The following is a 13,734-nucleotide window of genomic DNA, read 5'->3' on the forward strand; positions in this document are numbered from 1 at the left end:
ATTCGGACATCATCAGCTCTGCGCCCAAATGAAAACTCGATCACAGGTTATAGGGTGTACCATCGATAGGTGCCCATCAAAAATTAGTGAGCCATGTCCAGGGAAAGCGAAGAGGGCCGCCAGATCGTAGCTTCTCTGGCGCGCCGGGTTGGGGACATTGCTGATCTTGCAAAGACCGCCCACGCAATTATTTCAACCTTGCAGGATATGGACGCAGCCCTCAGGCCCATCATCGGTCAACAAGGGGTTGTCGCGCTTTATCGCCGCAGCCTCAATCTGTGCGTTTCCAATCATCCGCGACTGGCCGGCACCTGTGACAGAGTGCAGGCAGGCATGGATCTGATTGCCCTCAAATCCGTGCTCATCGAGCAAAGCGAAGCCGATGCGCTGTTTTTCGGTGACCTGTTGCTGACCACGTTTTACGAGCTGCTGACCACGCTGATCGGGCCCTCGCTCACCGCACGTTTGCTTCGTGGTATGTGGGAACCTTTATTGAGCGACACCCCTTCGCAGGAAAATTCGCCATGAGCACCAAAGTGACTATCAACCGCCTGGCCACCGGTGTGCCAGGACTGGACGAGGTGCTGGGCGGAGGACTGCCGGAGTTTTCGTTCAACCTGATCGCCGGCCCGCCTGGCTGCGGCAAAACCACCTTGGCGCATCAGATGATGTTCGCCCTGGCGACGCCCGAGCGCCCGGCGCTGTTCTTTACCGTATTGGGCGAGCCGCCGCTGAAGATGCTGCGTTATCAGCAACAATTCGATTTTTTCGACAGCGATGCGATCAACCAGTCGATTCGTTACATCAACTTGACCGATGACACTCTGGCCGGGAATCTGGACGAAGTGCTGCGGCGCATCGTCAGCGAAGTCGAGGCGCACTCTCCAGCGCTGGTGTTCGTCGACTCGTTTCGTTCGGTGGTGCTGGCCAGCCAGACGCAGGACAACCCCAACAACAACCTGCCGCAGTTCGTTCAGCAACTGGGCATGTTGATGACCACCTGGCAGGCGACGACCTTCCTGATTGGCGAATACTTCACCGAAACCGACACCAACCCGATTTTCACCGTGGCCGATGGCTTGATCTGGCTGCGTCAGAGCGTGCAGCGCAATTCCATGGTACGCAAGATTGAAATCATGAAGATGCGCGGCCAGCCCACGTTACCGGGCTTGCACACCTTCCGCATTGCGACGTCGGGGATCAAGGTGTTTGCACCCGCGCCACTCAACCCGGTTGAAGCGCCGCTGGAGATCCCCATCAAGCGCCTGAAAATGGGCGTGCCACAGCTCGACGAGATGCTGGGTGGCGGCCTGCCCCGTGGTTATTCCTTGCTAGTGGCCGGGCCGTCGGGGTCGGGCAAAAGCATCCTGGCAGCGACGTTCCTCGCAGAAGGCGCACGCAACGGCGAAACCGGTGTGATCGCGGTGTTCGAACAACGGCCCAATCATTTTCAAAATGCCGCCCTCATTCAGTTGATCCAAAGCGGTCAGGTAGGCTTGGTGGACAGTCGTGCACCGGACTTGTCCATCGACGAAATCGTCCAATTGCTGTTGGCCGAGATCTCTCGCCTGAAAGCCACTCGTGTGGTGATCGACTCGTTGTCGGGCTTCGAACTGGCGCTGGCGCCGACCTTCCGCGAAGACTTCCGTGAATCGCTGTCGCGCATGGTCACCGCGCTGACCAGTGCCGGGGTCAGTGTGCTGATGACCTCCGAGCTGGAAGACCGCTACACCGACTTGCGTTTCAGCCCTTACGGCACGGCATTTCTCACCGACGCGATCATTGTCCAACGCTATATTGAAGTAGAGAGCCGCTTACTGCGCATCATGGCCGTGGTCAAGCTTCGGGCCAGCGCCCACTCCGATGAGCTGCGCTTGTACCGCGTCGATGAAAACGGCTTGCAGATTGGCGAAATGCTTCATGACCAAGAAGGGCTGCTCGGAGGCCGACCCACAAAGCGGATTTCAGGTGTATCACACCCAGGAGATAAAAATGCTTGAGCCCGACTCATGAGTAATGTCGCTGGCACGAATGAGCGTGAGATCGCTAGTGCCGCTCACGAACTCTTCCTGCTTGGCCAGAAAACCGTTGAAGCACGCGCCGTGCTGGCAGCACTTCAAAAAGAGCTGAGCGATACCAGCAGCCGGCTGGTGGATAGTCAGCAGGTCGAGCAGGTGATTGAGGCTAGTCAGCAGCTAGTACCGGCGAAACTGCTGGTGCAGTCAGACGCTATAGTCGCCCCACGCTTGGAAGAGCAACGTTTGTACCAGGAGCTGCGTGAGGCTAATGCCCAGCTGGTCATAGCCGCACTCAGCGCTCAAGACCTTCAGGCTGTAGCCGAGCGCGCACTGAGTCAGCAAAAAAGCATACTGGCGACGGTGGCCCATGAGCTACGTAACCCACTAACACCCATCAGCATGATTGCAGAACGTATGGTGCGTTTACCTAGCGATCAGCTGCCTCGGATGCGGGAGTTGATCGAAGGCCAAGTGCAACATATGTCACAGCTGGTCGATGATCTGCTGGACGTCTCCCGTGCCAGCACTGGTAAGTTGCGACTCAATCGCCGCGATGTCGACATGATTCAAGTTCTGCGTGAGGCCATTGATGCGTGCCGCCCTTTAATGGACGCACAAGAGCAGCATTTCAACGCCCATCTTCCCAACGGCATCTTGATGGTCAATGGTGACCCGGGGCGCCTCGCGCAGATTCTCCACAACCTTCTGGCAAATGCGGCTAAATACACACCGACCCACGGTAGAATCGAACTATCCGTAACGGTAGCGTCCGACGTTTTGAAGATAACCATTTCCGACAATGGCATCGGCATTTCCGCTAAAGCACTCCCGTTTATTTTCGACCCCTATGTTCAAGACGTGCATGCCGTCGGCTTCAATGGGTCAGGCTTGGGCATCGGACTGACAGTAGTCCGCGAGCTAGTTGAGGCGCACGGCGGCGAAGTTACCGGTATGAGCGAGGGTGATGGCATGGGTAGCGAATTCGTGGTCACGTTACCGATGGTGATCCATTCAAACGGATAAAAAGGCGTGGACAGTGACTGATCTAAGTCCAAGGGCATAGGTCAGCCCTCACCAGACAAGATTATTGCCGTCCATCGCTCTGACTGATCCATAAAAAACCGCAATCAAGATTCTTGGCGGGCACTGCGACTCGTAACTTCGAGTCAGACCCGCTAAGCATAGGTTCCGACATGAACGCAGCGGACGACTTTAGATTTAAATCTCATGAGCTGCTTTTAGATCTGGATGCAGCTATTAACCAAATGATGATGTTGGTCGCTACTCGCGAGCTTTCCGGTGAAAGGTGGTGTGCGGCTGTAACCCAACATTCGGATGCGTGTGCAGCTTGGAGTTCTCATCTCAGTGAGTCTTCGCTACTGAACTCTCATTTCCTTTGAGTAGGAGAAATCACATCTGGGTCACTGAGCGAAATGAGAGCGGTCGTGCGACCAGCCAGGCCAAGCCTTGAATGCTACGGATGACGGCCCAAGTCACGATTCTCCTGAGGAACCGCCCACTGGCTATGAATGAGATAACAGACTAAATCTCAGAAAAAGCTTCTACGCTGAAAACATGCCCCAGAGCATACCGATCACGACAAAAGCCATTGCTATGGTGCAGCTCCAGCCTAATACCCTCAGCCCAGGGTGAATGACGAAAGCGCCCATTATTTCTTTGTGCGATGCCATCAACATCATGATGAACATGACAGGCACCGCAATCACGCCATTGACGACTGCACTCCAAAACAATGCTTTGATGGGATCGATCGGAGCAAAGCAGATCAATACACCCAATAATGTTGCCGCCGTGATAATGCTATAAAACGCTTTGTTTGTTTCTGGCTTGGCCGCCAAGCTATTTCTCCATCTAAAGGTACCGGCTACTGCGTAAGCAGCAGAGCCTGCCAGCACGGGAACCGCTAACATACCGGTTCCGATGATGCCTGCGCTGAATAACCAAAATGCGAATTCCCCCGCAATCGGTCGTAAAGCATCCGCCGCTTGTGCGGACGATTGAATATCTGTGGTGCCATGCATATTTAGCGTGACGGCGGTGGTCAACATAATAAAAAACGCAATGAGGTTCGAAATTCCCATACCCACTATTGTGTCAATTTTGATGCGCGTAAAGTTGGCTCGCGCCTGGTCTGGCGCATCAATCAGCGTCTGAGCCTTAGGGTCAGCCTCCATGTCTTCAACTTCCTGTGATGCTTGCCAGAAAAAGAGATAGGGGCTGATGGTTGTGCCAAAAATGGCAACCACCATGGTTATATACTCCGGCTTCCAGGACATGTGAGGCCACACAGTCTGGCGAACGACCTGCCCCCATGGAATCTGCACGGCAAACATAATGCCCACATAAGCCAGCAACACGAGTGTCAGCCACTTGAGTACCCGCACATAGCGCTTATACGGAATGAACACCTGCAGAAGCAGAGAAACCAGACCAAAGCCGACTGCGTAGAATTGAGACGATCCGCCTATCAACAGCTTCAACGCCGCGCCCATCGCTGCGATGTCCGCTGCAATATTGATGGTATTGGCAAACATCAATAGGGCGACGATGCCATATAAAAAAGGCCAAGGGTAATGTCTGCGGATGTTGGTAGCGAGCCCGTGCCCGCTGACTCGGCCTATTTTTGCGCTGATGATCTGAATGCCGACCATCAGGGGGAAGGTGAAAAACAACGTCCAGAGCGTATTAAAGCCAAATTGCGCGCCTGCTTGCGAGTAGGTCGCTATACCGCTTGGATCATCATCCGCCGCCCCTGTGATAAGGCCGGGCCCTAGTTTTTTCATCCACGAACGATGGGGAACAGCCAGAGGCTTGCCTATGAGCTCTTTCTTATTCATTTTTGATTTCTCAGGGGTACCGGATGCCACACCAAGTTTTGACTGAGGCCCTTCAACAGGAGTTCCTTGGCAGAATTCAGGAAGGCGTATTGCCCAGGGGGAATGGCTGCTCTGGGCGAAGGCTGCCGATCACCAGCTCCGAATAGATCATTGGAAGTCCTTCGGATGTGACCTTGAGGCAAGAACGATTCGTAGAAGTTTTGCGGGCTCTCACGCGTACAATTCGATTGTTCGCCTTGGTGGCAGGGTGCCACAATGGCTTTTTGTCGCTACATCATGATCAGGCGGATCAGATGGATGACCTTGAACAAAGGTATGACCATGATGCTTTCATAGCGCAGCAGGAGCGAACTGACCGATTACGGCAGCTATTCCGCTAATCAGTCTCTGCAGTTTTCGGAAGTTACCTGGCCGCCGTCATTTTGTGTGGGAATTCCTCCGTGGAAGAGGTCAGCGTAGCAGCAGGGGAACTTTTAAGAGTGGAGGATCTTTCCAGCAAAGCGATGGTGACAGAGCAATCACGCATGCCTTTTTATGGAGCTGCGAAACATTCCTAGGCAGCTCATGCTTCTCATCGGAAACAGATGAGGATCGCTTGCTGAAGTGACCTATCGTGTAGGTATCTCAGCGAGGAAATGAAGATGATTTCGAGATTCGTTGTTGTCCCTGCAGTCCCCACGGAAACTGTCTCTTCACGTAATGGAATGCGCGTTTACTGCAAAACAGAGCCTATAGGCTTTAACATTTATGACAACGAGAAAAAGCTGCGTTCGCAGGCTACCTTTCTGACCCGTGAAGAGGCTGAGGCTGAATGCCAGTGGCTTAACTTGAGACCGCTGCAAAGGGTTCCCTCACATCGGGACACCTTCTAGAATCACGGTATTGTTCCTTGTTTGCAGGTCTAGAGCCGTCTTTGCTGATGAGGAGCTTAAGAACTAAGGTACCTCTGCGGATCCACGCTTCTGTCCACAACATCTGCTCATGGTGACTTCAGTCACTGCTACGCTGATGGATCTATTCGCTTGGACAAGTGTGCCGACCATGTGGAAGCCAGGATCAATCAACGTCAGATGACTTTTAATGACGTGCCGATCCGTGCTGCCGCGCCTCTGTTTCTGCGCCTAACACTTGAAGCCGGTCATGCTCGTGTTTTTCGTGGAGGGTGAGATACTCGTTCACGTCTTCCTGTGTGCGATGCTCCTGCCCCAAAAGCGACTCACTCAAGAAATTGAACCGCATTGACTCCTCGATAGTCAGGCCAGCAAATATTTCGTTGCCCTGAAGGTCAGTGCTGAGGGCGCGTAGTTTCCGGAGGTATGCGCGCTGCATGTCCGTGAGTACAAGCATTTGGATCTCCTGATAATTGCCACTGCGAAGCTGTGCCGCAATGCGCAAAATTTACTACCCGAAATTGTTGGGGCTGCTTGTATGGGGTCAGCATCGCGCGAAAGTTCCAACTGCTTTCATAGGAGAACAGGCGCTATGCTTCCGACACTCCCGGCACGTCCATGTTTATCTTGCGCCAAGCGGCTTCGGCAAAGCTGTAAACCGAAAAGGCGATCAGCCCCAAGGCCATCACCATCAAAATCACAGCTCCGGCCGGTAGGTTCTGGAGAGCATTGAGGGCGTCCTTCATGCCCGGTGGATCCATGGCTTGATAACTCGAACCACTGATTGTCAGCAGCATTGCGATCTCAATAAAGGCGACTCCACGAGCTATAAGACCGAACCGAGACACCGGACGTACATATCGCATAACGTCTTTGTCAGCCTCAAAATATTTCTCGAACGACGCCTTCCAGCCCTTGATGATGTGCGCAATGCCTACGCCTAGTGGTACAAGTGCGACGAGGTAAACCAATAAGTTTGAGTGTTCCCAAGACAAGATATGCGCCAGTAAATCCTTGGTTTGTTCCCCACCTGAGCTGCCCGAGCTCTTGAGTCCGCTGATGAGAAGGCCCAACGCAAAAAACGCCAGCGCGCCGTTGACTACACCTCCCGCCAACAAACCTGCACGAATCACCAAGCCTTTGAACTTTTTACCGTGATGATCAACGTCGCGCGTCGCTTGCAACACGCGCCAACAGGCGAAAGCGAGCAGACCAGCCACCATTAGCCCCACTAAAGCATGGCCGAATGGCTGGCTTAACAATGTCTCCAGGCTTCTGTGGCTATCTTTCGGTTTTGTCGAGTCTTGAGCCGCCAGCAACGCAAAGATGCCAATGATCAGATAAATCACTCCCCGAGCGGCATAACCACCCCTTGCGAGTACAACAAGGCTCTGTCGCGTGGACATAGGATCTAATTCCAGAGAAGCAGTACAGGAGCAGACCTGTCGAATCGGGAGGGGTTCGATTAAAGGTGGGTTTGATCGATACTGGATTCCGCTGCCGCATTAAAACTCATTCAGCAAGTGCTCAAGCCGCTCGCGCTCCCAACCACTCAAAAGCTCGACTGGATCAGTGTCATAGCGCTGCCAGGTTCCAAGAGACCCAACACGACCGTCAGGCGACGTGCAGTAGTCGCAGTAGTCCAGAGTGTCGCGGTCGTTGAAAAACGTGAGATGGCAGTCATCAATCTCAACGGGCATGAGACCGTGATAGATCTCACTCCATGACTGTTTGCAAGCTCTCTTCATGACGCGTGTGCCGAGCGCGAGCGCCGTTATGATCACGCAGATACCAGCAAATTTGTGCCACGGCGCCCGCCGCACCATGAGTCGTACCAAAGCGGAAAGCCTGTTTACCGTCGAAGATCAGATCCGTGCCACCGCCCACGTGGAGTGCCGCAGGATGCTGCCGTCATCGATGAAATTCCGATGGCCTACAAGGACATCGACCACGTCATGCACGCCCAGCGCGAGTTGGTGGAAGTGCTGCACACCTTGCGTCAGGTGGTGTGCGTAAAAGGATAAGAAAATGGGCACGCGTTTATCGCCGCAGCAGGGGAGCGTGCCCTTTCCAAACTGCCGCGTACTCAGGAAGACACTACGCCACTACTTCACCGCATAGAACTTGCGCACATACCGCGTACTTTTCCACGCGCACGGTGCACCGAGCGGCACAAACACAGTGTCGCCGGTATTGACCTCCACGCTCGTTCCATCAGGCGTCAGTAGGGTGACACGGCCTTCGATCAGGTTCATCAGCTCATGGAGTTTGTGGGGCCGGCCGTGACGCTCATACGGTGTCGAATCCCAAACGCCGACGCGTAGTTGGGTGGCGTCGTCTTCGAAGGCATTGTGTGACCGGCACTGCGGCGTCGGTCCGATCAAAATCTGCGGTTCCGGTGCGGCCGAAGGCGAGAGCAGGTCCAGCGGGTCGAGCGCGGTCAGGCCGGGTGTCGGGTTTGCGCTGGGGCTGGTGACGGCACAAAACGCCCAGCACGTATCAGCGTGGGCCTGAAGACGCAGCGCTGTGCCGCGACCGATCACGGCGCTGGCGCCGACACCCAGTTCCAGCGTCTGCGTTTCGGATTGCAGCACGACGTGGCCGGCGTGGACCACGATCACTTCGGTGTGCGGAAAGTCATCGCTATCGAGCGTTCCGCTGGTGTGCACGATGCCCGCTGACACGCCATCCGGACCGTTGTAGGCCATCTGGCGATCGTCCTTGAACGGATCGAAAGCGCCCAAAGACGCTGCTGTAAAAGGCGTGGCAACGCGGCTGCCGTCGGCGCGAGCCAACAGCAGAACGGTAGGTTCAGACATACGGGTGACGCTCCATAAAAAAGACTGTGAGGGATAGCGATCAGCCAATGGCCTGAGTCACCACAGCGAACTGCTGGACGCCATTGGCTGTTTGTGGCGGCGTGCCCTTGGCCATTTGCGCCACGGTATCGATGTGCTTCAAACCCGCCGATTCCAGCCATTGGGCCAGGCCGCTGTCGGCTGGAATATCGATGCGCACGAAGGCGTCTGGTACTTGCGCCAGCAACACCGCGATCAGGTGTTTAGCCTGTTCGAGGTTTTCGGCGACGACCGGGCCGATGCAACGACCACGGCCGAAGGGGCGCAGCAAGGCGAAGGCGTGTAGCTGGCCGTCGCATTCGATCCCCACGGAATGTTCGACCACCTCAAACAGCTCGGCGAGCACCGCTTTGCGATCCAGCCCGCTGCCGGCGTTGGCCAAAGCCAGCACGCGAGCCTGATCCGCCGCGTTCAGCGCACGGCAATGTTCGCCGTCGGCCAATGTATCGACTGCAGGTGCAGTGACGTTGCCCTGATGCTGCTGAATCCGGCCGAATTCGACAAAGCCCTGGCTGACGTAAAGCGGTGCGCCGGCCAATGTGGCGTTGAGCATCGGGGTGCGTGACTGGCAGGCATCCAGGGCCAGTTCCATGAGCTTGCGGCCGATGCCCTTGCCCTGATAGTCATCACTGACGATCACCAGGCCAATGGTGGTGAAGCCACCCTGGGGGCAGGCGAATGCCGTGCCGATCAGACGCTCGCCATCGAGCACCACAAAGCCGTCGCTGACCCGTTGCAACATGGCCCAGTCGTCCAGGCGATGGGGCCACTTCAACTGCGCGGACAAGGCATGGGCCGAGGGCAGGTCGGCGGCGGTCATTGGCCGATAGACATAAGCAGGTTGTTGCAAGGCGGACATGGCGAGTCTCCGTTGGACAGTGTGCGCGAGTGGCCGGATTTCCAGCGCGATGGTGCCTGTATCCCATCTGCGTGAAGGCCTGACAAGGGGGGCTGGAGCATTCGGCAGATTCCGCAAGCCCGAGGCCGGCAGACCACACTTACTACTTAAATGCACCGCAAGGTCGGCAGCAAATGCCAGGGCTTTTTTTCTACGATGGAGGCCAGAGTTCACGACGCGTCGTCCCTTATTTGGAGTGCTCCATGGATAGCTTCGATCCCCGCCTTATCGCTGTGCGCAGCGCTCACTTCATTGCGGGCAAATACCGTGATGCGCAACCCGGGCTTGAGGTGGTGCGCCCCTCTGACGGCCAGGTCTATGCCCAGTTGCCAATCGCCGATGCCGACCTGGTGGATGAGGCGGTCACTGATGCCTGGCAGGCGTTCAACCGCAGTGACTGGGCCAGTCGTCCACCCCGGGAGCGGGCACGGGTGATGCGCCGCTGGGCCGATTTGATCGAGGCGGACGCCGCCATTCTGGCACCGCTGGAAGCCGTGGGCTCGACACGTCCTCATAAAGATGTGATCGCCTGGGATATTCCTTATGTCGCCGAAGGCATTCGCTTCTTCGCCGAACTGGCGGACAAGCATGGCGGTCAAGTAGCAGCAACCCAGACCGATCGACTGGGCATGCAGATCGCCGAACCCTACGGCGTCATTGCCGCCATCGCACCGTGGAACTTCCCCTTGAGCATGGCCTCCTGGAAAGTGGCCCCGGCCTTGGCCGCCGGTAATGCCGTGGTCCTCAAACCTTCGGAGCTGACGCCGTTCTCCAGCCTGCGCTTTGCCGAACTGGCACTGCAGGCCGGTATTCCGGCGGGGATTTTCAACGTTATCCAGGGCGATGGCCGCATCACGGGCGATGCCTTGTGTCGCCATCCGCGAGTGGCCAAGGTGACGTTCACCGGGTCCACGGCGACTGGGTCGAGCATCATGTCGACCTGCGCGTTGGTGGGGCCGAAACCGGTGACACTGGAACTTGGCGGCAAGAGTCCGCAACTGGTATTCGCCGACGTACCGGACATCGCGAAAACCGCGCGCACCGTCGCGCTGGCCATCACCGGCAACGCCGGGCAGGTGTGCGTATCCGGTTCGCGGTTGTTGATCCAGCGTTCGATCATGGAACCGTTTATTGCGCATTTGCAGGCGTATTTCGAGGAGCTGCGCCCGGGGCCGACCTGGTCACCCGAGAGCACGTTGTCGCCGATCATTTCCCGACTGCAAGCCAGCCGCATCGATGGCATCGTCCAACGCTCGCGTCAGGCCGGTGCTGAAGTGCTGACCGGCGGTGGGTTGTTTGAAGGTCTGGGCGGCGCTTATTACCAACCGACCTTGCTGACGGGTCTGGACAATGACAACCCGGCGGTCTGCGAAGAAATCTTCGGCCCGGTGCTGACGGTGCAGGCATTCGATGATGAAGAGCAGGCGCTGAGTCTGGCTGCGCACGCCACCTATGGCTTGGCGGCGGGCGTACACACCGCCGATATCAATCGCGCCCTGCGTCTGGTCCGGCGGCTGGAGGCGGGGACCGTTTGGGTTAACCGTTACGGGCGCAGTAACGACTACATCCTGCCGACCGGCGGCTACAAACGCTCCGGCATTGGCAAGGACCTGGGGCGCGAAGCGTTCGAAGCCAATTTACGCTTCAAGAGTGTGCTGATCGATATCGTGCAATAACACACAGCACGTCATCTGTAGCAGCTGCCGAGCCTGCGAGGCTGCGTTCGGCTGCGAAGCAGTCGTCAACCGGGATGACGTGGTTTACCTGACACACCGAGGCGCATGATTTCACGACTGGTGCGCAGCCGAACGCAGCCTCGCAGGCTCGGCAGCTGCTCCAAGAGTAAAGTTTCAAACCGCACCCAAACGGGCGCTTACTTCGGTAAGCGCCCGTTTTCGTTCAGCCCGGCGCAGGTTCTGCGGCAGATCGGTGCGTGATCGGGCCTTGCAGGGCTATAAAGGCCCATAAGAGCGCATAAATACGGGGTTTGCCCAAGGCTTGTGCGCGCCGCAAAGTCTGCTGAGGGCGGGCGTTAAAACGGTGGTTTGTATCAAGCGAAGGTCGCTTTTAACGCCATCTGCTGATTTCACAGTGTTGTAATGACGGTGTGCTGCAGCGTTGCATCACAGCTTCGGAAACGGAGCGAATGCTTGTCACGCCATGACCTCAACGAACTTCAGGACCGCACTCAATGAGCTTTCTTCGCCCCAAATTCATTACGTTCGACTGCTACGGTACGCTGACCAACTTCCACATGGGCACGATGACTCGCGAACTGTTCGCCGATCGCGTGAAGCCCGAGCAGATGGATCAGTTCGTCAAGGACTTCTCGGCCTACCGCCTGGACCAGGTCATGGGTGACTGGATGCCCTATGACGAAATCCTCAAGACCGCACTGGCGCGGACCTGCAAGCGCTGGGGCATCGAATACCGTGACGAAGGTCAGCTGTATTACGACGCCGTGCCGACCTGGGGCCCGCACCCCGATGTGCCGGCCGGTCTGTCGAAAATCGCCGACAAGATCCCGCTGGTGATTTTCTCCAACGCCAGCGACAGCCAGATCATGTCCAACGTCGACAAGCTCGGCGCACCGTTCCACAAGGTTTTTACCGCCGAACAGGCCCAGGCCTACAAGCCGCGTCTGGCCGCGTTCGAGTACATGCTCGACAACCTCAACTGCGGCCCGGAAGACATCTTGCATGTCTCTTCCAGCTTCCGTTATGACCTGATGCCGGCCCACGACATGAAGATCAAGAACAAGGCCTTCGTCGCCCGTGGTCACGAAGTCCCGGGCAATGCCTTCTACGGCTACCAGCAGATCACCGATATCGGCGGGCTGGCGGCGCTGGTGGGTCTCTGAGTCGAACGGTAACGGCGCTCTTCAACGCATTCTTTTTTTGGCATAGGCGGGTTAGACATGGGCAGTGAATCCTACTGGCTCGACACCGCACCGGAATTCAGCGGTGCACAGCTCGGCGCCTTGCCCGGGCAGGTCGACGTGGCCATCGTCGGTGGTGGTTTCACCGGCCTGGCGGCGGCCCGGGCGTTGGCCTTGAAGGGCGCCAGTGTGGTGGTGCTCGAGGCCGGAAGGGTGATCGGTGAAGCGTCGGGGCGCAATGGCGGCCAGTGCAACACCGGCGTTGCCCAGGACTACGCCGGGCTCAGCGCCAGCCTCGGTGCCGACAAGGCGCGGGCTTATTACCAGGCCTACGAAAGCGCGGTGCAGAGTGTCGTTTCATTGGTGGAGCAGGAGCAGATCGCCTGCGACCTGATTCGCAATGGCAAGCTCAAACTGGCGGCCAAGCCCATGCACTACGAGGGGCTGGCACGGACGTGCGAACTGATTCGCAAGGAAGTCGATGCCGACGTCGAATTGCTGACCGCCGAGCAGACCCGCGCGGAAGTCAATTCAGCGCAGTTCCACGGTGGTTTGCTGCAGCGCAACGGCGTGCAGATGCATGTCGGGCGCTTCGGTGTCGGTTTGGCCGAGGCCGCCGCCCGTCAGGGTGCGTTGATCCATCAAGGCACCTCGGTTGTGGACTGGAAAGCCCAGGCCGGCGGTTATCAGGTCAACACCAGCAAAGGATCGCTGCACGCCGGTCAGGTGCTGCTGGCCACGGGCGCCTGTCAGCACGGTGGTTTGGGCTGGTATCGGCGGCGGATCGTGCCGGTGGGCAGTTTCGTGATTGCCACCGAAGTCCTTCCGCCATCGCTGATCGAGCAGTTGTTGCCGGGCCGCCGCGCCTATGTCACCAGCCGCATGATCGGTAACTACTTTCGCCTCACCCCGGACAATCGCCTGCTGTTTGGCGGCCGTGCGCGGTTCGCCATGTCGGACAGCGTCAACGACGCCAAAAGCGGCAAAGTGCTGCAAGCGGCGATGGTGCAGATGTTCCCGCAGTTGGCCAACGTCAAGATCGACTACTGCTGGGGCGGGCTGGTGGACATGACCTCCGACCGCTTGCCTCGGGCCGGTCAGCACGGCGGTGTTTATTACTCCATGGGCTACAGCGGCCATGGCGTGCAGATGTCGGTGCACATGGGCCAGGTCATGGCCGATGTCATGGCCGGCAACGTCGAAGCCAACCCTTGGCGTGAACTCGAATGGCCGGCGATTCCCGGGCATTTCGGCAAACCGTGGTTCCTGCCGTTTGTGGGCGCCTATTACCGCTTCCAGGATTATTTGCATTGAGTTGATGTTGTGGCGTCACC

At 57.2% G+C, this 13,734-nt stretch carries 12 protein-coding genes and 1 pseudogene; 7 read left to right on the top strand and 6 right to left on the bottom strand.

Annotated elements, in window-relative coordinates; translation table 11 throughout:
* Window positions 1-93: 93 nt before the first annotated feature.
* From EAH74_RS10315 to EAH74_RS10325, 3 genes are read left to right on the top strand one after another with little or no spacing between them, the layout of a single operon-like run.
* The gene (locus EAH74_RS10315; protein WP_240050491.1) at window positions 94-528 is read left to right on the top strand and encodes a hypothetical protein; all 435 of its coding nucleotides are present in this window, start codon (window positions 94-96) and stop codon (window positions 526-528) included.
* A complete protein-coding gene (locus EAH74_RS10320; RefSeq protein ID WP_140678046.1) occupies window positions 525-2,000 on the top strand; it encodes an ATPase domain-containing protein in 1,476 nt (491 codons plus the stop codon). The genes EAH74_RS10315 and EAH74_RS10320 overlap by 4 nt, the downstream gene beginning before the upstream one ends.
* A 9-nt stretch (window positions 2,001-2,009) precedes the next feature.
* On the top strand, window positions 2,010-3,041 hold the full coding sequence (locus EAH74_RS10325) for a sensor histidine kinase (RefSeq protein WP_140678048.1): 1,032 nt from the start codon (window positions 2,010-2,012) through the stop codon (window positions 3,039-3,041).
* Window positions 3,042-3,580: 539 nt separating this feature from the next.
* On the opposite strand, the gene EAH74_RS10335 is transcribed toward EAH74_RS10325, so the two are convergent.
* The 4 genes from EAH74_RS10335 to EAH74_RS33815 all read right to left on the bottom strand — a co-directional run bounded on the left by EAH74_RS10335 (window position 3,581) and on the right by EAH74_RS33815 (window position 7,592).
* Complete coding sequence (locus EAH74_RS10335) at window positions 3,581-4,876, bottom strand: NRAMP family divalent metal transporter (RefSeq protein WP_140678051.1); 1,296 nt, start codon at window positions 4,874-4,876, stop codon at window positions 3,581-3,583.
* 1,077 nt (window positions 4,877-5,953) lie between these two features.
* Complete coding sequence (locus EAH74_RS10345) at window positions 5,954-6,223, bottom strand: hypothetical protein (protein WP_140678055.1); 270 nt, start codon at window positions 6,221-6,223, stop codon at window positions 5,954-5,956.
* A gap of 133 nt (window positions 6,224-6,356) precedes the next feature.
* On the bottom strand, window positions 6,357-7,172 hold the full coding sequence (locus EAH74_RS10350) for a DUF1206 domain-containing protein (RefSeq protein WP_140678057.1): 816 nt from the start codon (window positions 7,170-7,172) through the stop codon (window positions 6,357-6,359).
* 99 nt (window positions 7,173-7,271) lie between these two features.
* Window positions 7,272-7,592: a DUF7693 family protein gene (locus EAH74_RS33815; RefSeq protein ID WP_140678059.1), complete on the bottom strand. Its 321-nt coding sequence runs from the start codon at window positions 7,590-7,592 to the stop codon at window positions 7,272-7,274.
* On the opposite strand from EAH74_RS33815, the pseudogene EAH74_RS10360 reads away from it, so the two are divergent.
* A pseudogene (locus EAH74_RS10360) lies at window positions 7,573-7,790 on the top strand (RtcB family protein); the annotation flags it as partial. The gene EAH74_RS33815 and the pseudogene EAH74_RS10360 overlap by 20 nt on opposite strands.
* Window positions 7,791-7,871: 81 nt before the next feature.
* On the opposite strand, the gene EAH74_RS10365 reads toward EAH74_RS10360, so the two are convergent.
* Both EAH74_RS10365 and EAH74_RS10370 read right to left on the bottom strand, forming a co-directional pair.
* Window positions 7,872-8,585, bottom strand: coding sequence for a cupin domain-containing protein (locus tag EAH74_RS10365; RefSeq protein ID WP_140678061.1), 714 nt, complete (start codon window positions 8,583-8,585; stop codon window positions 7,872-7,874).
* A 40-nt stretch (window positions 8,586-8,625) separates the two neighbouring features.
* The gene (locus EAH74_RS10370) at window positions 8,626-9,483 is read right to left on the bottom strand and encodes a GNAT family N-acetyltransferase (RefSeq protein ID WP_140678062.1); all 858 of its coding nucleotides are present in this window, start codon (window positions 9,481-9,483) and stop codon (window positions 8,626-8,628) included.
* Between the two features lie 242 nt (window positions 9,484-9,725).
* Here EAH74_RS10370 and EAH74_RS10375 point away from each other — a divergent pair, with 242 nt between their 5' ends.
* From EAH74_RS10375 to EAH74_RS10385, 3 genes are all read left to right on the top strand, one after another.
* Window positions 9,726-11,198 carry an aldehyde dehydrogenase family protein gene (locus EAH74_RS10375; protein WP_140678064.1) on the top strand — a complete coding sequence of 491 codons (1,473 nt, stop codon included), beginning with the start codon at window positions 9,726-9,728 and terminating at the stop codon, window positions 11,196-11,198.
* 515 nt (window positions 11,199-11,713) lie between these two features.
* A complete protein-coding gene (locus tag EAH74_RS10380; RefSeq protein ID WP_056743952.1) occupies window positions 11,714-12,382 on the top strand; it encodes a haloacid dehalogenase type II in 669 nt (222 codons plus the stop codon).
* A gap of 57 nt (window positions 12,383-12,439) precedes the next feature.
* Window positions 12,440-13,714 (top strand): NAD(P)/FAD-dependent oxidoreductase, encoded by a 1,275-nt coding sequence (locus EAH74_RS10385; protein WP_140678066.1) that lies wholly within the window; start codon window positions 12,440-12,442, stop codon window positions 13,712-13,714.
* The last annotated feature ends 20 nt before the right edge of the window (window positions 13,715-13,734 follow it).

It is taken from the genome of Pseudomonas mandelii (genome assembly GCF_006438925.1).
In the GTDB taxonomy this organism is placed as follows: domain Bacteria; phylum Pseudomonadota; class Gammaproteobacteria; order Pseudomonadales; family Pseudomonadaceae; genus Aquipseudomonas; species Aquipseudomonas mandelii_C.

Excerpts from the sequence above, each read along its gene's own strand:
- EAH74_RS10315 (WP_240050491.1), top strand. The coding sequence starts at position 94 with ATGTCCAGGGAAAGCGAAGAGGGCCGCCAGATCGTAGCTTCTCTGGCG.
- EAH74_RS10320 (WP_140678046.1), top strand. The coding sequence starts at position 525 with ATGAGCACCAAAGTGACTATCAACCGCCTGGCCACCGGTGTGCCAGGA.
- EAH74_RS10325 (WP_140678048.1), top strand. The coding sequence starts at position 2,010 with ATGAGTAATGTCGCTGGCACGAATGAGCGTGAGATCGCTAGTGCCGCT.
- EAH74_RS10335 (WP_140678051.1), bottom strand. The coding sequence starts at position 4,876 with ATGAATAAGAAAGAGCTCATAGGCAAGCCTCTGGCTGTTCCCCATCGT.
- EAH74_RS10345 (WP_140678055.1), bottom strand. The coding sequence starts at position 6,223 with ATGCTTGTACTCACGGACATGCAGCGCGCATACCTCCGGAAACTACGC.
- EAH74_RS10350 (WP_140678057.1), bottom strand. The coding sequence starts at position 7,172 with ATGTCCACGCGACAGAGCCTTGTTGTACTCGCAAGGGGTGGTTATGCC.
- EAH74_RS33815 (WP_140678059.1), bottom strand. The coding sequence starts at position 7,592 with ATGGTGCGGCGGGCGCCGTGGCACAAATTTGCTGGTATCTGCGTGATC.
- EAH74_RS10365 (WP_140678061.1), bottom strand. The coding sequence starts at position 8,585 with ATGTCTGAACCTACCGTTCTGCTGTTGGCTCGCGCCGACGGCAGCCGC.
- EAH74_RS10370 (WP_140678062.1), bottom strand. The coding sequence starts at position 9,483 with ATGTCCGCCTTGCAACAACCTGCTTATGTCTATCGGCCAATGACCGCC.
- EAH74_RS10375 (WP_140678064.1), top strand. The coding sequence starts at position 9,726 with ATGGATAGCTTCGATCCCCGCCTTATCGCTGTGCGCAGCGCTCACTTC.
- EAH74_RS10380 (WP_056743952.1), top strand. The coding sequence starts at position 11,714 with ATGAGCTTTCTTCGCCCCAAATTCATTACGTTCGACTGCTACGGTACG.
- EAH74_RS10385 (WP_140678066.1), top strand. The coding sequence starts at position 12,440 with ATGGGCAGTGAATCCTACTGGCTCGACACCGCACCGGAATTCAGCGGT.